At 66.2% G+C, this 18,291-nt stretch carries 14 protein-coding genes; 4 read left to right on the top strand and 10 right to left on the bottom strand.

What is annotated here, in order from left to right:
• Window positions 1-88: 88 nt before the first annotated feature.
• Window positions 89-1,738, bottom strand: a complete 1,650-nt coding sequence (locus ABIC78_RS00775; RefSeq protein ID WP_354487269.1) for a peptidoglycan DD-metalloendopeptidase family protein — start codon at window positions 1,736-1,738, stop codon at window positions 89-91.
• A gap of 152 nt (window positions 1,739-1,890) precedes the next feature.
• Between ABIC78_RS00775 and ABIC78_RS00770 the strand changes: the two genes are divergently transcribed.
• Genes ABIC78_RS00770 through ABIC78_RS00760 form a run of 3 tightly spaced genes read left to right on the top strand, consistent with a single transcriptional unit; the run spans window position 1,891 to window position 4,537 of the window.
• Window positions 1,891-2,883, top strand: coding sequence for a DUF3667 domain-containing protein (locus ABIC78_RS00770; protein ID WP_354487267.1), 993 nt, complete (start codon window positions 1,891-1,893; stop codon window positions 2,881-2,883).
• Window positions 2,884-2,922: 39 nt separating this feature from the next.
• Window positions 2,923-3,882 carry a 2-hydroxyacid dehydrogenase gene (locus tag ABIC78_RS00765; RefSeq protein WP_354487265.1) on the top strand — a complete coding sequence of 320 codons (960 nt, stop codon included), beginning with the start codon at window positions 2,923-2,925 and terminating at the stop codon, window positions 3,880-3,882.
• A gap of 13 nt (window positions 3,883-3,895) precedes the next feature.
• On the top strand, window positions 3,896-4,537 hold the full coding sequence (locus ABIC78_RS00760) for a YoaK family protein (protein WP_054131682.1): 642 nt from the start codon (window positions 3,896-3,898) through the stop codon (window positions 4,535-4,537).
• On the opposite strand, the gene ABIC78_RS00755 is transcribed toward ABIC78_RS00760, so the two are convergent.
• The 4 genes from ABIC78_RS00755 to ABIC78_RS00740 are packed head-to-tail and all read right to left on the bottom strand — an operon-like array spanning window position 4,515 to window position 6,960.
• Complete coding sequence (locus ABIC78_RS00755) at window positions 4,515-4,802, bottom strand: DUF167 domain-containing protein (protein WP_054131681.1); 288 nt, start codon at window positions 4,800-4,802, stop codon at window positions 4,515-4,517. The genes ABIC78_RS00760 and ABIC78_RS00755 overlap by 23 nt on opposite strands.
• Window positions 4,783-5,364, bottom strand: a complete 582-nt coding sequence (locus ABIC78_RS00750) for a gamma carbonic anhydrase family protein (RefSeq protein ID WP_171797457.1) — start codon at window positions 5,362-5,364, stop codon at window positions 4,783-4,785. Before ABIC78_RS00750 ends, ABIC78_RS00755 begins: the two co-directional genes overlap by 20 nt.
• A 5-nt stretch (window positions 5,365-5,369) precedes the next feature.
• Window positions 5,370-6,365, bottom strand: coding sequence for a porphobilinogen synthase (gene hemB / locus ABIC78_RS00745; protein ID WP_107716381.1), 996 nt, complete (start codon window positions 6,363-6,365; stop codon window positions 5,370-5,372).
• A gap of 55 nt (window positions 6,366-6,420) precedes the next feature.
• Entirely contained in the window at window positions 6,421-6,960 is a 540-nt protein-coding gene (locus ABIC78_RS00740) for a TIGR02594 family protein (RefSeq protein ID WP_354487261.1), read from the bottom strand.
• Between the two features lie 387 nt (window positions 6,961-7,347).
• Here ABIC78_RS00740 and ABIC78_RS00735 point away from each other — a divergent pair, with 387 nt between their 5' ends.
• Window positions 7,348-7,869, top strand: a complete 522-nt coding sequence (locus tag ABIC78_RS00735; protein WP_354487259.1) for a cell wall hydrolase — start codon at window positions 7,348-7,350, stop codon at window positions 7,867-7,869.
• 75 nt (window positions 7,870-7,944) lie between these two features.
• On the opposite strand, the gene ABIC78_RS00730 is transcribed toward ABIC78_RS00735, so the two are convergent.
• The 5 genes from ABIC78_RS00730 to ABIC78_RS00710 all read right to left on the bottom strand — a co-directional run bounded on the left by ABIC78_RS00730 (window position 7,945) and on the right by ABIC78_RS00710 (window position 18,133).
• Window positions 7,945-8,262, bottom strand: a complete 318-nt coding sequence (locus ABIC78_RS00730) for a hypothetical protein (protein WP_022678449.1) — start codon at window positions 8,260-8,262, stop codon at window positions 7,945-7,947.
• Window positions 8,263-8,368: 106 nt separating this feature from the next.
• Window positions 8,369-9,409 carry an aspartyl/asparaginyl beta-hydroxylase domain-containing protein gene (locus ABIC78_RS00725; RefSeq protein ID WP_354487256.1) on the bottom strand — a complete coding sequence of 347 codons (1,041 nt, stop codon included), beginning with the start codon at window positions 9,407-9,409 and terminating at the stop codon, window positions 8,369-8,371.
• A 169-nt stretch (window positions 9,410-9,578) separates the two neighbouring features.
• Window positions 9,579-11,615 carry a tetratricopeptide repeat-containing sulfotransferase family protein gene (locus tag ABIC78_RS00720; protein WP_354487254.1) on the bottom strand — a complete coding sequence of 679 codons (2,037 nt, stop codon included), beginning with the start codon at window positions 11,613-11,615 and terminating at the stop codon, window positions 9,579-9,581.
• Window positions 11,616-11,748: 133 nt separating this feature from the next.
• Window positions 11,749-14,823, bottom strand: coding sequence for a TonB-dependent receptor domain-containing protein (locus tag ABIC78_RS00715; RefSeq protein ID WP_354487252.1), 3,075 nt, complete (start codon window positions 14,821-14,823; stop codon window positions 11,749-11,751).
• Between the two features lie 457 nt (window positions 14,824-15,280).
• The gene (locus ABIC78_RS00710) at window positions 15,281-18,133 is read right to left on the bottom strand and encodes a TonB-dependent receptor domain-containing protein (protein ID WP_354487250.1); all 2,853 of its coding nucleotides are present in this window, start codon (window positions 18,131-18,133) and stop codon (window positions 15,281-15,283) included.
• Between the last annotated feature and the right edge of the window lie 158 nt (window positions 18,134-18,291).

Below are 18,291 nucleotides of genomic sequence, written 5' to 3'. Positions count from 1 at the left end.
AACCGTCCTGCCTTTCTACCGCCCGCTCCCTATGGAGGGCAGCCAAGGGCGTCAACGGCTTCGCGGTAATCAGACTGCTGCCTTGCGATCACCGAACCTCGGATGAATGAAGGGCAGCGGGCGCCACCGGCCGCAGCGTCATCAGCGCATTGAGCCGGGCACGATAGGCGGCCAGTTGCGCCGGATCGACCGTGCGCGGGCGCATGATCATGCTGAACGAGCCGGGATCGACCACCTGGCCGCCGCGATAGAGTTCATAGTGCAGGTGCGGGCCGGTCGACAGGCCGGTGGAGCCGACATAGCCGATCACCTGCCCCCGCACGACATGGGTGCCAGGCGCCACGGCAATGCGGCTCATGTGGCCATAGCCGGTGCCGATGCCACCCCCGTGATCGAGGCGCACATATTCGCCATGCCCGCCATGCCAGCCGGCAAAGGTGACCGTACCGTCGCTGACCGCATGGATCGGCGCGCCCCAGGCCGCCCCGAAATCGATGCCGGCGTGCAGGCGCACGTACCCCAGGATGGGATGGCGGCGCCAGCCAAAGCCCGAGGTGATATGTCCATCCACCGGCGCGGCCAGCGCGCCGGCCGATGTGCTGCCGGCCATCGTGCCCTTCATTGCCTCGGGGCTCATGAATTCGCCCTGGTTGCCCCAGCGCAGCAATTGCGCGCGTTGCTGCGATCCCCGGCGCACCCCGGCATAGAGCAGATCACCCATCTGCCCCTGGCCATCGGCGGCGCGCTTGTAGGCCACCACCAGGTCGAATTCGTCCGTGGGAGCGATGTCTTCGAACAGCAGCACGGTATCGATCGTGCGCAGATAGTCCTGCACCGCCTGCGGGCTGGCCCCGGCGGCGCGGGCAGAACGATAGAGACTGCTGCCGACGATCCCGGTCAAACGCATCGGGGTGGTATCGACCGGAATCGCGCGCTGGTGCAGCGCCAGGCCGCCGCCCTGGCGCACGATATCGATGGCAAGGTCAAACCGCGCCCGCACGCTGAGCTTTTCCAGCGGGCGCGGATCGAACGGGCTGGCATGGGCGCCCAGCGTCATCGCAAAACGCGTGCCGGGAAGCAGTTGTTCGGGCGGCAGGGCGCGGGTGATCAGGCCCGCCACTTGCGCAGCATCGCTGCCGGCCAGGCCCGAGCGCTGCAGCATGCGGGCCAGACTGTCATTTTCGCCCAGCGTGGCGGTCAGCGCAATGGTCGGGCGTTCGGGCGCGGCGGCGAGGTGGACCACCCGCGCGGTGGCGGCAAAGTGGCGGCCGTTGCTGGCGCCCTGGGCCAACGGACGAATGCCTTGCGCGGCAAATTCCTGCGCCATGCCATCATCGAGCGCTTGCAGCGGCGCAGCCTGGAGCGGGGCGAAACTGGGCCATAGCGCCAGCGCGGCAGCGGCCAGCGTGGCACAAGTGGCCGCACCATGCAGCCAGCGGCGGCTGCCAATATCCTGGGCCAGATCGTGCACATGCAGCCAGCGCGCAGCCGCGCGCTCGATGCGCAGGCACGCACCCAGCCAGCGGCGGGCAAACGGGTGGGGCGACTGGCGCCAATCAGGCGCACCGGGCAGGGGCGTACCGGGCAGGGGCGTACCGGGCAGGGCAGGGGTAACGATCGGGGCGCGGCGCGTGCCAAAGCCGCCAGGCACGGTGCTGCGCGCAAAGCCGCCGCCACCCAGGCCAGCGGCGCCGATGCCCTTGCCAAAGCTGCCGAAACTGTCGCTGGGCCCGTGCACGCCCGTGTGATTCCCTTGTCCAGGCCCATCCGGGCAAAACCCCTGCCTTCTCCCTGCCTCACCAGGGTTAACAGCCCGTAAAGTGGTGGGGCGGGGCTTGCGGATAGGCGCGGAACGCCGCAATCTGGAGCAACGAAGGGGGAAATCGAGCAATGTCGGAACCGGCCCTTGCGGTTGGCCAGGATGGCCACACGCATGAAACTGCCTGCCTCAACTGCGCCACGCCGCTGCTGGGCAGCCACTGCCATGCCTGCGGCCAGGCGGCGCATGTCCACCGCACGCTGGGGGCGTTTTTCCACGACCTTCTCCACGGAGTTTTCCACTTCGAAGGGCGCATCTGGCACACCCTGCCCATGCTCGCATGGCGCCCGGGCGAACTGACCCGGCGCTATATCGACGGGCAGCGGGTGCGCTTCGTCTCGCCCCTGGCGCTCTTCCTGTTCAGCGTGTTCCTGATGTTTGCGGTGTTTCACCAGATCAGTGGCGAATGGCACTGGAACCCCAGCGCGGCCGACAATGGCAAGAGCCTGGCCCAGGGCAAGGCCGAAACGCAAAGCAAGCTGGCCAAGCTGGAGGCGCAGCGCGCGCAGTTGCAGGCGCAGCATAAAAGCACCGCGGTGATCGACGACCAGATCGATACGCAGAAAACCTCGCTCGATATCCTGGAAAACATGGCGCCCTCGGCACCTGGCAGCGCCACCCCGCGCGTGAGCAGCGACATTCCCGTGCTGGCCCACGTGCTCGAGGCATTTCGCACCAATCCGGGCCTGGCGCTCTACAAGCTGCAATCCTACGCCTATAAATACAGCTGGGCGCTGATCCCGATATCGGTGCCGATGCTGTGGCTGCTGTTCCCGTTCAGCCGGCGCTTCCAGCTTTACGACCACACCGTGTTCGTCACCTTTTCGCTGGCGTTCATGACGCTGTTTTCGGTGGTGCTGATGATCGCCAACCGCATCGGCCTGCCCGGTGTGGCGCTGGCCACGCTGATCGTGCCGCCGCTGCATATCTATCGCCAGGTGCGCGGCACCTATGGCTGCGGCCGAGCAGGGGCGCTATGGCGCACCGCAGCGCTGCTGGTCTTTGCAATGATCGCCCTGCTACTATTTGCCGGGGTTATTCTGGCGCAGACCAGCGCAGAGTAACGCTGTTCCACGTGAAACGCCTGGGGAGACTGCTTGCCCGTGCCGATCCTGTTCCGGGCCGATCTGCCAGCCTCGGCCATGGCCACCTGGACGCGGGCGCTTGCCGCCGCGCTGCCCGAGGACACTATCGTGGCCTGGACCGGCGCTGATGACACCCAGCCGCCATCAGCGCTACTGGCCGATATCAGCGTGGCCGTGGTCGCCAATCCGCCACCTGGGCTGCTGGCGCGTCTGCCGGCGCTGCGCCTGGTGCAAAGCGCCTGGGCCGGCGTCGATGGCCTGCTGGCCGATCCGACGCTGCCACCGGTCACGCTCGCCCGGCTGATCGATCCACAGCTGGCGGCCGACATGGCCGAGGCGGTGCTCGGCCACGTACTGATGCTGCATCGCCAGGTGCCCGCCTATCGCGCGCAACAGGCCGCCGCGTGCTGGCAACCGCTGCCCCAGCCGCGCCTGGCAGAACGCCGCGTGACCATCCTGGGCATGGGGGAAATGGGCCAGGCCAGCGCGGCCCTGCTGGCGCGCACCGGCTTTCCCGTGACGGGATGGAGCCGCAGTGGGCGCGGCGCTGCCGATGGCACGATCCCCATGCTGGCAGGAGATGCTGGCCTGGCCGTGGCGTTGGCGCAGGCCGATATCCTGGTCAACCTGCTGCCGTTGACAACGCAGACCCACGGCCTGCTCGATCGCAAGGCACTCGCCCGCCTGCCGCGCGGGGCCGGGCTGATCAACGCCGGCCGCGGCGCCCACGTGGTAACGGCCGATCTTATCGCCGCGCTCGACAGCGGGCAGGTGGGCCATGCCGTGCTCGACGTGTTCCCGCACGAGCCGCTGCCGCAGCACGATCCGCTGTGGCAGCATCCCGGCGTGACCATCACGCCCCACGTGGCCGCACCCACTGATCCCCATTCGGCCGCGCGCGCGATTGCCGCCAACATCGCGCGCTGGCGCGCCGGGCAGCCGCTGGCCGGGGTGGTGGACCGCGCGGCTGGATACTAATAGGCTGCGCCCCATGGATCGGATGGATCATGCACGCCGCCGTTTTGCCGTGGCCCTGGCAGCGATGGCCGGCTTTGTCGATGCCGTGGGCTTTCTCTCGGCCGATGGTTATTTCGTCTCGTTCATGTCGGGCAACACTACCCGGCTGGGCGTGGCGCTGGGCACCGATGTGCCCCGCGCGCTGGTGCCGGCGCTGCTGATCACCGGGTTCGTGGTGGGGGTAACCCTGGGCGCACTGGTGGCGCTCAAGGCCGGGGCCAGGCGCAAGCCGGCGGTGCTGGGCCTGGTCACGCTGTGTTTGCTCGAAGCGGCGCTGGCGCGGGTGCTGGGCCAGCATGGCGCCATGCTGGCCGGGCTGGTGCTGGCGATGGGCGCGCTCAACAACACGTTCCTGCGCGATGGCGAAGTGGCCGTGGGATTGACGTACATGACTGGCGCCCTGGTCAAGCTGGGCCAGGGCCTGGCGCGCCAGCTTGCCGGCGTGAGCGGGGGCGGCGAATGGCGGCCGTGGGCGCTGCTCTGGTCAGGGCTGCTCGCCGGGGCCGTGGTCGGGGCCTTTTTGCAGGACCGCCTGCCGCTCGGCTGCCTGTGGATCAGCGCCAGCTGGGCCGCGATCATGGCCGGCGTGGCATTCAGGCTTCCGGCGGAATCCTGAGCAGCTTTTCGCGCGAAGTTGCGCCGCGCAACAGATCGACGTGGCTCGCCGCCACGCCCAGCGCCTGGGCCACCAAGCCGATCACGGCAGCGGTCGCCTTGCCATCCTCGGGCTTGGCCCGCACTTTCACCAGCACGCGCCCATCTTCGATCGCCACGCCTTCGGCCCGTGCGCCGGGCGTGACGCGCACCGCCAGGCGGTGTTCGCCATCGGCCAGCGCGCGCAGGGCTGCGGCGGGCGGCAGATCAGGCTTGGGCCGTGCCATGCAGCGCCTCGGCCACGGCAGCGGCATGGGCCTGGCCGTTTTCGACATAGTGCGCCACGCCGTGCTGCATGTCGGCCAGCGCTTCGTCGGTCAGCTCGCGCATGAAGGCAGCAGGCCGCCCGCTCCACAGCTGGCGCGCGGGGATGCGCTTGCCCGGCGTCAGCATGGCGCCGGCCGCCAGCATGGCATCGCTTTCGATCACCGCGCCATCCATCACGATGGTGCCCAGGCCCACGAACGCGCGGTCGTGCAGCGTGCAGCCGTGGACCATCGCCATGTGGCCAATCAGCACGTCCTCGCCAATCAGTGTGGGAAAGCCTTCCGGGCGCCCCGGCTTGGGGCTGTCGCAATGGATCACCGTGCCATCCTGCACATTGCTGCGCGCGCCGATCACCACGCGGTTGACGTCAGCCCGGATCACGCAGTTGTACCAGATCGATACCCCTTCCGCGATGGTGACGTCACCCACGATGCGGCACCCCGGCGCAATGAATGCGCTGGGGTGGATCTGCGGCGTCTTGCCATGCAGCGGCAGGATGGTGACATCGGCGCGGCTGGTCATGCTGCTCACCGGTTGAGCAGCCGCGCGGCATGCGCGGCATGATAGGTCAGCACGCCGGAACAGCCCGCCCGCTTGAACGCCAGCAGGGTTTCGAGCACCAGCGCATCGCGTTCCCCCGCGCCGGCGGCCACGGCTGCCTCGATCATCGCGTATTCGCCACTCACCTGATAGGCAAAGACCGGCACGCCGAACGCCTCTTTCACGCGCACGGCAATGTCGAGATAGGGCAGCCCGGGCTTGACCATCACGCTGTCCGCGCCTTCTGCCAGGTCCAGCTCCACCTCGCGCAGGGCTTCCTCGGCGTTGCCCGGGTCCATCTGGTAGGTCTTCTTGTCCCCCTTTAGCAGCCCACGCGAGCCCACGGCATCGCGGAACGGGCCGTAAAAGGCCGAAGCATATTTGGCGGCATAGGACATGATCTGCACATTGGCGTGGCCGGCGCCTTCCAGTGCATCGCGGATCGCGCCGATGCGGCCGTCCATCATGTCGGACGGAGCGATGATATCGGCGCCGGCCGCCGCCTGGTTGAGGCTTTGCCCCACCAGCACTTCGACCGTGGCGTCATTCTCGACATAGCCGGCATGGTTCACCAGGCCGTCCTGGCCATGGGTGGTATAGGGATCGAGTGCCACGTCGGTGAGAATGCCGATGGCATCGCCGCAGGCATCGCGGATCGCACGGATCGCGCGGCACATCAGGTTGTCGGGGTTGAGCGCCTCGCGCCCGTCGTCGCTGCGCCGCTCGGCCTGGGTATTGGGAAACAAGGCCAGGCAGGGAATGCCCAGGTCCACCGCTTCACGCGCCCGCGCCACCATGCCGTCGACCGACCAGCGCGACACGCCCGGCAGCGAGGCGATCGGCTGTTCCACGCCGGTGCCTTCAGTCACGAACAGCGGCCAGATCAGATCGGCCGGGGTGATCAGCACCTCGCGGTGCAGGGCGCGGCTCCAGGCGGTGGCACGGGTGCGGCGCAGGCGGGCTTGGGGATAGCTGGCGATCATGTGCCTTTGCTAGGCCCAAGGGCCGGCCCGGGCAACGGGGCAGTTTGTCCTGCCCTCAGGCTTCGTTAGTGGAAAGCGTGCCACATTCTGCCACGCCATAGGCACGCACGGTGGCAGGCATAATGCGATAATCCGGCCGGCGCGCGGCATGGAGACGATGACGCGCGATGCGGGCAATGCTGACCCGATCGCCCTGGTTGCCGCCCAGCACGTGATAGGCGGCCTCGTCCTGCGCCACGCACAGGCCGACATGGCCACCACCCGACCGCTGGAACACCAGCACGTCACCCAGCATCGGCTGCGCCACGGCGCTGCCAAACCGCGCCCAGTTGAGCGCCCATAGCGGATTGGCCGGCAATGGCTTGCCCGCTCGCTGCGCCACCAGGGCCATGAACAGGCCGCACCAGGCCGTGCTGTCGGCACGATAGGCGCGGGCCACGTCACCGCCGAGTTCGGCGGCCCACGCCAGGATGACAGGATTGCTGGCCGGGCCCGCCTGCTCGGCCGTATCGATCAGCGCCAGGCCTTCGCGCAGCATGCGGGGCAGGGGTTGCAGGGTGGCAAGCCAGCGATAGGCAGGGGGCAGGACGGGCATAGGGAAACCTCGCATCGGCGTGGCTCCCACTGGCCCGCCACGCGTTTTCCTGCGCCCGCCCCGGCACCAGTTGAATCGTTACAGGTGGCCTTGCGCCTTGGCGCAAGCACCCGGCACATGAACGCAACATGATTGACACAGAGCGCCGCAGCGGCCAACGGGGGCGCCTTCGTTCAGCCGACCAGCCGGGGGGAGGGGCCATTTCGGGTCCGGGGCCTTGGCTGGTGGCGAGACGTGGGGAAGCCCGCACGCGCTTTTCGATTTGGGTTTTTATTGCGCGTGTGACTTGGCGACCTTGCGCCCGTGTGATGCCTTGGAATGTCTAAAAGTGCCTTCGGCAAAATAGCTTGTGTCTTTTCCGCAGTGGCCGTTCTGGCTGCCCTGCAAATGTCCGCACCCGCCGTTGCGGCCAACCAGCCTCTTTCCCAGCCCGCGATTACGCTGCCCGCCCTGGCGCCTGACACCGCCCAGCCGGCCGAGGCCGAATCGCCCGCTGATGCCGCCGCCGCAGCGCCGGCAAGCCTGCAATCCGCCATCGACGCGCCGTCCACCGTGGATCAGGCCCAGGTGGAATGCATGGCCAAGGTCATCATCCACGAAGCTGGCAACCAGCCCCGTCTCGGCCGTGCCGCCGTCGCTCAGGTGATCCGTGCGCGAACCCAGGATCCGCGCTTTGCCACCAAGCCATGCGCCGTGGTGCGCCAGCCTGGCCAGTTCTTCAACGTCGACGCCTATAACCCGCCGCGCGATACCGACCAGTGGCGCGAAGCCGTCGCCATCGCCACGCAGGTATTGAACGGCGAAGGCGACAATCCGGTTCCCGGCGCGCTGTTCTTTCATGCCGCCAGCAGCCCGATGAAGGGCCGCACCAAGGTTGGCCGCATCGAAGGGCATGTGTTCTACCGCTAAGGCGGCTGACCCGGAACGCAAAAAAGGCCGGCGTGGTTGCGCCGGCCTTTTTTGTGCGTCGCTGCAATGGCGCCGTCAGCCGCCCGAATTCATCGGCATCTGCGTCTGCGAGCGTTCGATCAGGCGCTGGTTCTGCTGGCGCTGCTCTTCCCAATCGCTTTTGCGCATGCAGACCTTCTTGGACCGCAGCAGCGATCCGGTCTCGGCAAAGCGTTCGCAGATCATCGGATCGGCGTCCTTGGCCGGCTTTGCCGCAGCAGCAGGCGTGACCGCCGGCGCAGCAGCGGCAGCCGGAACGGGGGCGGCCGGGGCCGATTGCGGAGCAGACGTCGTGCTGGACTGCGCAGCGCTGGCCAGCAACAGCGGCGCGGCAAGGGCAATAGACAGGAACATGGGCCAAATCCCTCAGTTACGGGGCATTTATTGCATGGCGTGACAATGCCCCCAACCGGGCAGCGCAGCAAGCCCCCTTGCGCGATGCCCAGCCTGCCAACGGCACTTACACGGCCCCATCGCTGGCGATAATCCGCGCCACCGCCTCCTGCTCCACGCTGTCGAGGTCGGGATGCCACAGGTCGAAGATCAGCACGACCCGCAGCCGATCGCTGGGATTGGCGGCCTCATGCTCGATCGTATCGTCGAACACGAACCCCTCCCCCTCTCGCCAGGGCCGCGTCTCCGCCCCCACGCGGAACCAGCAGCCCGGCGGCACGACCAGCGGCAGGTGGCACAGCAGCCGCGTATTGTTCACGCCGACATGCGGCGGAATGGTCGTGCCCGGCGCCAGGAGAGAGAACATCGCATTGGGCGATGCGCCGGGAATGCGGGGCTGGGCCACGGTTTCCAGCAAGGCCATCGTCGCGGGGCAGGCCGCGGCGTTGACATCGATGCGGTTGCCCTGGCGCAGCAGGTGAATGGCCGACCAATCGGGATTGCGATTGAGATCGCGCCACTGCGCCAGCGCTTCGTGATCCTCGTATTGCAGATAGGGCAGCAGTTCTGCCCGGCCCGAGGCCAGCAGCGCTTCCATCTCTGCCCGGATGATGGGCGTGGCGCGTTCGAACTCAGGCAGCCAGGGAAAGCGGGCGCGGGGATGGAACTCGCGCTCGACCAGGCCGGGATAGTGAAAATGCGTCGGGCAGCTGCGGAATGGCTTGGTGCGCCGCAAGACATTGTTGCGCATGCGGGTGATCCGCCAGTCACGATCGCTGTTTTCGCCATTGCACAGCGCGCCGATCGCGGCATCGAGCCGCGCCTCGCGTTTCGCGCTCCATTCCGCATGCCAGCGTTCTCCCGCTGCCACGGCCATGGCCAGCGGCGCGGGCAACTCGCCCGACGGACGCTGCGCCAGCGCCTCGTGCCAGGCACGGCCAGCCTCATCGGGCGCGAGGCGCTCCAGCAGGCTGGCGCGCAAGGCCAGCGCCATGAAATCCAGCGGCGCCAGGGCCAAGGCTTGGTGCACGGCATCCAGCGCGCGCTGCGGCTGGCGCAAGGCGCGGCGCAACCCCGCCAGGCGCAGCCACGCCTGGTCCAACGCCACCTGTCCGGGTGGCGCCTGCGCAATGATGTTTTCCAGCGCTTGCGCCGCGCTGGCCAGATCCCCCCGGTTTACATGATTGTCTACGTCTTGCCTTATCCTGTCTTGCCATGCCCCCTGCATGATCTTCCCCGTCCAAACACCAGGCCCCCCCGGGCCTGTTCAACGCGTATCAGTCTGGCACCGGCCAATCCGGCAGGCGCTCGTCCTCAATCCCATAGCCAAAGTGATCTGCCCAAGGACGCAGCACGTCCATGATCGGCGCCAGGTGGCGTTCGTACCGGCGCCAGCGCCCGCTGGCGCGGCGATAGAGCGGTTCGGTCACCTGGGAATAGCTGGCGCTCGACACCAGCCCGCGATCGCGCGCGGCGCGGGTATGATCGATGCGGTCGGCCGGATAGGCCAGCCCGGCCCAGTCGAACAACGGACGCAGCACGTGTTCGGAATCCTCAACCAACCGCTCATAGACGACCGTTGCCACCGGCAGATCGAACAGCGCGCGGGCCTTTTCCCAATGCGCGAACGTCAGGTCATACAGCGCAGCGGCATCGTCCAGATCTAGGAAGTTGGCCATCGCGCTGTTGGTACGGAAGTGGGTGAGGTAACAGCTGAGCACCACATCGCAGGGATGGCGCAACGACAGCACAAACCGCGCATCGGGAAACAGGCGGCGGATGATCGCCACCTTGTTGAGATGCAGCGGCTGCTTGTCGACCACGATGCGGCCCGAGCAATCACCGCACAGTGCATCGACCTTGGCAAAATAGGCATCGCGGGCCGCGGCCACCTGTACCGGGCTCGCCTGGTCGAGCGCGGCCACGCCGCCCAGCGCGGCCTCTGCCTCGACGATGAACGGCTCTTCCTCCAGCACCGCCACATCGGGATCGGCCATCAGCAGCGTATCGAGCAGGGTAGTGCCCGATCGCGGAAAGCCCACCAGAAATAGCGGGCTAGCGCGCGGCGAGGGCGGCGGCGGCGGGGTCCAGCCCGCCAGCCATGCTGGTGATAGTTGATCGGCGGCCTGGGAGATGGCCTCGCGATAGGCGCGTGCCCGCTCGCGCGGCCCGGTTGGATCGTTCTGCCAATGCGCGTTCATCGCGGTGAACGCGGCAAAGGCCTCACCGTGGCGACCGAGACGATCGAGCAGCAGGCCGCGCAAATGCAGCGTGCGTTCGGGAGCCATCGCATCGCCGACGCGGTCGAGTGCTGCGAGGGCTCCCATGGCGTCCCCGGCCCGCTTGCGATGGAGCGCCTCGATAAAGGCGCGCGAGCCGTCGTCAGCGCCCACCTCCGCCGCAATCCGGGCCAAATCGGCGATTTCATCCTCGCGGTTGATGCGTTCCAGCACGGCGGCGAGCCCGGCATAGGCGCTGCCCATCGCCGGATCGAGCGTCATCGCACGGCGATAGGCGGCTTCTGCTTCGGCAAAACGATTGGTGCGGCTGCCTTCGGCGCCAAGATCGTGATGCAACGCGGCATCGTCCGGGCTCAACCGCGCTGCTTCGGCCAGTGCCGCAAAAGCGGCCGCATCATCACCGCGGACACGGTGAATGGTATGTTCGGCGATCAGCAGCTTGGCATCATCGGGCCACAGTTGCCGGGCCTGCGCCACTTCGCGCTCTGCCGCGTCCAGTTCGCCCGCGGCAACCAGCACATTGACGAGATTGACGCGGATCGGCGGCGAATCCGGAGCCAGCTGCACGGCGCGGCGCAGCGCGCTGATCGCCCCGGCCATGTCGTCCGCCGCTTCCAGGGCATTGCCCAGATTGTTCCAGGCGCTCCAGTCTTGTTCGGCCGCCGCGACGATGATGCGGTAATAGGCGATGGCAGCCGCGGCATCGCCCAGTTCCAATGCGACGGCACCACCCAGCCGCGCCAGGCGCAGGCTGCGGTCGGCCCGCGCCAGCGCCGGGGTGATCAGTGCCAGGGCACGCGCCATGTCGCCCGTGCGATAGAGGGATTCGGCCAGGTTGGTCCTGACGGTCATATCGTCAGGGCGCTGGCCATGCGCCGTTTCCAGATAGGGAATGGCCCGTAGCGGCTGCCCGCGCATCGCCTCGATCGCGCCAGCCAGCGCCGCCAGCACTGGATCGCGCGGCGCGGCGGCCACGGCCCGTGCCGCCAGCAGCGCGGCCTCGTCCAGCCGGCCACGCCGCGCGGTGTCGGCAATGGCCTGGAGCGAGGGCGGGGGAAGCTGGGTCTGCATCATCTATCCTGTGGTCGGCAATCGGGCGCATCGCGCCCGGCCTGCCAGTGTGGCAGCGCTGGCGCCGGGCTCAAGGCAAAAAAAGTGGCGACGCACTTTCGCGCGCCGCCACTTTGGTCAGGTCACGTGAGGACTATCAGAAGTCGAGCGTGATGCTCGAGTAGAGATAGCGGCCCAGCGAGTCGTAGGTGCCCGGATAGGTGTTGCCGTTGCAATACACCGAAGCGCAGGCGTTGCCGGTCGGGCCCGACGTCACCAGCGGCGGGTCACGATCGAAGATGTTGTTCACACCAAAGCGCAGCGTAGCCTTGCCCTGGATGCGGGTGGAAACAGCCAGATCGAAGTAGCTCTGGGTCGGGATATGCGAGTTGAAGTCGCGATAGTTGCCGGCCAGCGTGCTCGACGGGTTCTTGTATTCCACGTCGACGCTGTCGAAGTAACGCCACTGCACCGAGACGTTGAAGCCAGCCTTGGTGTCGAGGCCAACGCGCAGCTTGTGACGCCACACCGGACGCGGGCTGCCGCAGGTCACGCCATAGTAGCCGGCGCAATCGTAGAGAGCGGTCAGACCGTTATCGACCTGGTACTTGTCGAGGTAGGTCGCAACGAAGCTGATCGTGCCACGGCCCAGGCCGCCCAGCGCGTGGGCGTAGTTGCCGTTGAACTCGAAGCCCTTGGTCGTCACGCCACCAACGTTCACCGGGGTGTCGGTCACGTAGCCGTCCGAGGTCAGCCACAGCGAACCAGCCGCGTTGCGGTGGATAAGGCCGCAAGCCGTCGGGTTGAGGTCGGTGGTGCACGCCGCGAGGATCGCGTCGGCGCCGTAACCCTGGATCGCCTTCTTCAGCTTGATGTCGAAGTAGTCGACGCTGAAGCTGAAGCCCGGGACGAACGAGGGCTGCAGGATCACACCCACGGTCTTGGTGGTCGCGACTTCAGGACGCAGCAAGCCGTTGCCGCCCAGGTAGCCGTTGTACTGGCCAGCCGGGTTGGAAACGACCTTCTGGCCGACCTTCAGGCCCTGCAGCAAGCAGCCCTGATCGGCCGCCGTCAGCACCTTGTCCGCGCACGGATCGGTCGAACCATCGAGGCCGACGTAGTTGGGCGAGAACAGTTCCTGGATGTTGGGAGCGCGAACCGCACGGTTGACCGAGCCACGGATACGCAGATCGCGAACCGGAGCGAAGTCGGCGCCGATCTTCCAGGTGTTGGTGTTGAACACCTGGCCGTTCGACACGCTGTAGTGCGAGTAGCGATAGCCCAGGTTCAGGCTGAGGTTGTAGATGAAGCCATCCTGGACCAGCGGCACTTCGGCTTCGCTGATGAACTCGGTAACCTTGTACGAACCGCTGACCGAAAGGGTCGGCGCGCCCTGGCCGGTGAGATCGCCGGTCTGGAATTCGTTGTCGGTCTTGAGGTCAAGCGATTCACGACGGTGTTCCACGCCCAGCGCGATGCTGATGCCGTCCGAAGCAAGCGGGCTCTTGATGCCCATCTGGCCAAGGTCGCCGGTCAGCTGGCCGCTGAGCACCTGCTCGGTGGTGTGGCCACGCTGGAAGCCCGAAGCGTTGAGGTAGTTGAGCGCAGCAGGCGAGACCTGGCCGCTGAACACGTTGTAGGGAACGCAGTTCGGATCGCCACCGGTGAGGACCGAGCGGCACACCGTCTGGCCATTGGCCGGATTGGTGACAGCGTCGAGCGCATTGGTCAGGCGCGCAGCCGAGAACTCGTTGGTGTAGATCTGCGAGTAGTTGACGCGGCCGTACTGGTAATAGGCGTCATAGCTCCAGCCCTTGCCGAGTTCGCCGCGCGAACCGATCAGGGTGCGGAATGCCTGGTGCTCCAGATCGCTCTGGCGCGGACCGCCTTCGACGTTGCGGCGCAGCAGCTGCATGTAAGCCAAGTTGTAGGGCGCGCCGGTGGTCGGATCGATCTTGTTGATCGCGGCCGGGGCGGGCGTGCCGTAAACGTTGGTATAGGCAGCCGGGGTCAGCGGATAGTTGCCGACGTAACCGACGATGAGGTTGCTTGGGTTGCAGATCTGAGCCTTCTGCGAAGCCGACATCATCGGGTTGTCGCAGTTGATGGTCAGCGTGTTGCCGAAGTCGCCCGACGGCGCGATCTGCGCCACGGTGCGGTCATCCATGAACATGAATTCCATGTACGGATGGATCGCCGAATTGACTTCGTAATCGACGAAGGCGCCAGCGGTGTAGCGTTCATCGGGGCGCTGGAAGTAGTTCAGCGGCGCGAAGTTGTAGCGCGTGCTGCTGTTGGGCGTCAGCGTGCCCGGGCCAAGCGCGCCGAACGTCGACGACGACGAACCGGCCGGCGTGAACAGGATGTTGCCGGTGGCCGAGGTGGCCGAACCGCCGCACTGCAGCGTGGTCTTGTTGGCGTTCTGCACGGTGCAGGCGCTGTAGTCGCGCTTGGACTGCAGGATCGGGTTCACCTTGCGGTAGCCGAAATAGGCCATCGCATGGCCCTGGCCGTCCGCAAACTTGGTACCGAACGAGATCGTGGTGTCGAAGTTGCCACCGTCGGCAACGCTGCCGCGCGGATAGCCATAGCCCGACAGGCCCTGGTTGGTGCGCTTGTCGAGCAGGGACGGGGTGACCGAGTTGCGGTTGTTGTGCTGGTAGAAGCCGTAGTTCGCATCGACGCGCAGGCCGGTGAACTCGGTATCGAGCACGAAGTTGACAACGCCGGCGACAGCGTCGGCACCGTAGGTGGCCGAAGCACCACCGGTCAGCACGTCAACGCGCTTGACCAGCGAAGCCGGCACGAAGTTCAAGTCGGCAGCCGAGCTGGTCACGTCACCAGGCATCAGGCGGCGGCCGTTGACCAGCACCAGGGTGCGCGAGGCGCCGAGACCGCGAAGGTCGACCGTGGCGGTACCAGTTGCACCGTTGGCCAGCGTCGAAGACTGCGCCGCGAACACCTGCGGCAGCGAATTGAGCAGGTCTTCGGTCTTGGTCGTGCCCTGCAGCTTGATGTCTTCCGACGTCAGGCTGGTGATCGGCGCGGTCGAGGTGAGGTTCGGCGAAGCGATGCGCGAACCGGTGACGACGATGGTCTGGCCCGCATCGGCGGGCGCGGCATCGGCCGGGGCGGCGGCGTCTTGCGCAAAGGCAGGCGCAGCCAGCGAAGCGATGGCAAGCGCAAGGCCTGCTGCACCGACGCGATAGGCGGTGGTGTTGATCTTGGTCACTGTTCAGTCCCTTCTGGAGGCAGCCGACCAGTTTGGCTGCCAGGAGCGACAATCCCGGCTTTCCAAAGCAGGCCCGGCCCTTTTGCGAGGGCAGGACGATGCAGCGTTCCACGAAAGCCGGGACCGATGCCGTCTTGTGCGAGATTTTTCGTCGCAAATGAAAGCAGCTTCTCACCGCCCCCCACAAAACGTTTCACTCATGTTGCAACGAAGCAACATGAGTAGCCACCAACCGCAAACATCGCGAAATTTATGCAAATCGCAGAGGCATCAAAGCCACATTTCGTTTCAACTGTGTCGGAAATTTGCCCAAGGCCACCGTCGCGGACCACGTTGTGCAGACGCAAAAAAGGCCGGGTCTGGATGACCCGGCCTGATCAAGACCACAGCGATATGGCCCTGCGGCAAAGAATGGCCCGGCGCGCCCTCCCCGGGGGAAGACGCGCCGGGCCTGCTATCAGAAGTTGGCCGTGACGCGCGCGAAGAAGCTGCGGCCCATCACGTCATAGACGGTCGGGAACGTGCTGCCTGCCACCGAGGTGGCGCCGCTGGTGTCACCCACGATCGGGGGCTGCTTGTCGAACACGTTGAGCACGCCGAGCGAGAAGGTGTACTTGTCGTTCACGCGGATCGTGGCGGTTTCGTCAAAGTAGCTGACGGCCGGGATGCGGTTGGTCTGGATCTGCGTGTCGGCATCCTCGCTGACCTGGCCGATCAGGCGCCAGCGGGTGGAGAAATCGACGTTCTTCCAGCCCAGGCCCAGCGTTGCCACGTGCTTCCACTTGGGCGTAGGAATGTCGCAATCCGCGCCAAAGCGGCCGGCGCACTGGATTACGCTGCCACCCACCACCTGGTAATTGGTGATGACATAGGTGCCGGCGAAATCGAGGCCATAGTGGAAGCCACTGCGGCGACCACGATGGAAGTTCACGCCAAAGTCCAGGCCACGCGTGCGCAGCGCGGCAACGTTGGCGTAGAGCGTGTCGACGCCCGCCGTCAGGCCACCCGACAGCGAACCATCGACCGTGCTGCGGTGAATGCCCTGGCAATAGGGATTGGTCGGATCACCCGAGGCAAAGCACTGCGCCACGACCACCGAGGTGGAGTTGGTCACGATCGCATTGGCGATCTTGATGTCGTAATAGTCGGCGGTCAGCGACAGGCCAGGAATCTGGGCCGGTTCGATCACCACACCGGCCGTGATGGTGTTCGACTTTTCCGGCTTGAGGTTGGTGTTGCCGCCGTAGAAGGCATTGACCTGGCCCGAGATCGGACCGGAAATCAAGCCGTTGGTCAGCTGCGCCTGGGTGGCGCCCTGGGCGAGACACAGTGCCGCCGTGGTGCCCGTCACGCCCGAACCGGCGCAGGGATCGGTGCCGAGGTTGCCGGTGCCCAGGGTCTTGGGCAGGTAGAGTTCATAGAGGTTGGGCGCACGCACCGACCGCTGGAAGTTGGCGCGGAACTTGAGGCCCTGCACCGGCGCATAGTCTGCCCCGAACTTGTAGGCCGAAACCCCGCCCGAGATCGAGTAGTCAGAATAGCGATAGCCGGTTTCAACATCGAGGGCCTGGATGCCGGGCTTGTCCTGGACCAGCGGCATCTTGAATTCGGCGTAGGCTTCCTTGACGTTGTAGCTCTTGTTCGGGATGTTGAAGCCCTGGCCGTAATAGATCAGGTCACCCGAGGCGTAATCGTCGCTGACCTCGATATCGGCGGTTTCGCGGCGATAGGTCACGCCCAGCGAGATGGCGGCCGGGTTGGCGGCAAACGGGCTGCGCAGGAATTTGACGTCGCCCGACACGTTGCCTTCGGCCACGAACTGGCTGGTGCGATCGTCTTCGGTCGCGTTGCGCAGCACATAGGACAGCGCATTCTGCGTGATGCCGTTGGCTGAGAACAGGTCGATCGGCACGCAGCCCTGCGCGCGTGCATCGGCACTGCGGCACATCGCGCCGCCGTTGCCGTCAGACACTGCATCGAGCGCATTGGTCAGCGCCGAATACGACAGGTCGTTTTCCAGCAGGGTGTGCTTGTGCACCTGGGCATACTGCACCGAGGCATCGAACTTCAGGCCGGTATCGAAGAAATCGCCGCGCAGACCAGCAAGGGCCTGCCAGGTTTCGTTGGTGTGGGTTTCGATGCGGCCACCAGCCTCGGTGATGCGGCGGCGGATGCTGATGGTGGAGCTGCCATCGGAATTGATCTGCAACTGCGGATTGGCCGCCTTGTCGAAGAAGGCTTCCTGCTCGGCCGCGTTGAGATACGGATTGTCGGAATAGACATTGAACGGATAGCCCGCCGTGGCCGTCGGCGCGAGGGTCTGGACCGTCTTGGTGTGCTGGTACGAGGCCCAGCCATAGAGCTCGACCTTGTCGCTGACGTCGTAGTTCCACATCGCCATGCCGCCATAGCGTTCGAACGGCGTCTGCGCGTAGTTGATCGGGTTGTAGTTATAGGTGCCGTAGTTGCTGGTCAGGCCGCCAGCGGCAGTCACCTGCTGCAATCCGCCGCCCGGAATCGAAAACAGCGTGGGCGTGGTGTTGGACGAGCCGCAGCTTTGCGACAGGTCTTCCGAGCACAGCGTGCGGCTGGAAAAGTCGCGCGCGGCAAACTTGACGCCATCGCGCTTGGAATAGTTGGTCGACAGGATCAGGTGGCCGCGATCGCCGATGTTGAACCCGCCGGTCAGGCTGGCATCATACTGCGCGCCATCGCCATAGCCGGTGACCTGGCTGCCGGCGTCAAGCTTGAGGCCGGTGAACTTGTCGTCCAGCACGAAGTTGACCACGCCGGAAACGGCGTCGGAACCATAGACCGCCGAGGCACCGCCGGTCAGAACCTGAACGTTCTTGATCAGCGCGGTGGGGATCTGGTTGACGTCGACCGAGCCGGTGGCGTCATAGACCGGCAGGCGCTTGCCATTGAGCAAGACCAGCGTGCGCTGCGAACCCAGGCCACGCAGATCGAGCGTGGCCGAGCCATCGCCCGGATTGTTGCTGGCGCCGTTGAGGCCGGCAGAAAACTGCGGATTGACGCTGAGGATCTGCTCGACCGTGACGGTGTTGACCGTCTTGATCGAATCCGCGCTGATCACCGAAACCGGGCTCGACGCGGTCAGGTCAGGCCGCTCAATGCGCGAGCCCGTAACGATGATTTCGCTGCCGGGGGCATCCGTGGCATCCGCCGCGGCGGTGGCGGGCAGGGCCGTTGGGGCAGCATCCTGGGCGAAGGCGGGGCTGGCCAGCGAGGCCAGCGCCATGGCCAGGCTGGCAACGCCAGCATAGTGCAAGGACGAGGGGGTCTTGATCACGATCTATGTCCCTTGTGGGGGCCGGCGCCCCGCAAAAGAGATCGCGAGACACCGGCCGAGAGCGACAATCCCGACATTCCAGTGCAGCGGTTTGAAAGTTCCAAACCGCTGCCCAGTTCCACGAAGGCCGGGACCGATGGCGCGGTTTGTTGTGAGAT

Source organism: Novosphingobium sp. 1529 (genome assembly GCF_040544855.1).
GTDB classification, from domain to species: domain Bacteria; phylum Pseudomonadota; class Alphaproteobacteria; order Sphingomonadales; family Sphingomonadaceae; genus Novosphingobium; species Novosphingobium capsulatum.
The sequence above is the reverse complement of the archived record's forward strand: the minus strand, read 5'-3'. Positions and strand labels throughout refer to the sequence as shown.

Excerpts from the sequence above, each read along its gene's own strand:
- ABIC78_RS00770 (WP_354487267.1), top strand. The coding sequence starts at position 1,891 with ATGTCGGAACCGGCCCTTGCGGTTGGCCAGGATGGCCACACGCATGAA.
- ABIC78_RS00760 (WP_054131682.1), top strand. The coding sequence starts at position 3,896 with ATGGATCGGATGGATCATGCACGCCGCCGTTTTGCCGTGGCCCTGGCA.
- ABIC78_RS00755 (WP_054131681.1), bottom strand. The coding sequence starts at position 4,802 with ATGGCACGGCCCAAGCCTGATCTGCCGCCCGCCGCAGCCCTGCGCGCG.
- ABIC78_RS00750 (WP_171797457.1), bottom strand. The coding sequence starts at position 5,364 with ATGACCAGCCGCGCCGATGTCACCATCCTGCCGCTGCATGGCAAGACG.
- hemB (WP_107716381.1), bottom strand. The coding sequence starts at position 6,365 with ATGATCGCCAGCTATCCCCAAGCCCGCCTGCGCCGCACCCGTGCCACC.
- ABIC78_RS00740 (WP_354487261.1), bottom strand. The coding sequence starts at position 6,960 with ATGCCCGTCCTGCCCCCTGCCTATCGCTGGCTTGCCACCCTGCAACCC.
- ABIC78_RS00735 (WP_354487259.1), top strand. The coding sequence starts at position 7,348 with ATGTCCGCACCCGCCGTTGCGGCCAACCAGCCTCTTTCCCAGCCCGCG.
- ABIC78_RS00730 (WP_022678449.1), bottom strand. The coding sequence starts at position 8,262 with ATGTTCCTGTCTATTGCCCTTGCCGCGCCGCTGTTGCTGGCCAGCGCT.
- ABIC78_RS00720 (WP_354487254.1), bottom strand. The coding sequence starts at position 11,615 with ATGATGCAGACCCAGCTTCCCCCGCCCTCGCTCCAGGCCATTGCCGAC.